General features: G+C 30.2%; 1 protein-coding gene. It reads left to right on the top strand.

The features are described 5' to 3' along the window. Nucleotides 1-5 precede the first annotated feature (5 nt). On the top strand, nt 6-265 hold a 260-nt coding region (locus J3482_RS20510), incomplete at its 3' end, for an AAA family ATPase (RefSeq protein WP_206923131.1).

Below are 265 nucleotides of genomic sequence, written 5' to 3'. Positions count from 1 at the left end.
TAGTTATGGAGAACTTTGGCCCTTTTATTAAAGAAACTATTGATTTTGAGCAAGTTGAAACTGATCAACTCTTTTTAATTAGTGGTAAAACTGGATCTGGTAAAACAATGATTTTTGATGCTATAGTATACGCATTATACGGTATGGCTTCGACCAAAACTAGAAAAGAAGGAGATTTAAGAAGTCATTTTGCAGACGGTAAATCGCCAATGTCTGTAATTTATCAATTTAAAGTTAATAATCAAACTTTTAAAATTCATAGAGA

It is taken from the genome of Alicyclobacillus suci, assembly GCF_017329615.1.
GTDB lineage: Bacteria > Bacillota > Bacilli > Alicyclobacillales > Alicyclobacillaceae > Alicyclobacillus > Alicyclobacillus suci.
The sequence above is the reverse complement of the archived record's forward strand: the minus strand, read 5'-3'. Positions and strand labels throughout refer to the sequence as shown.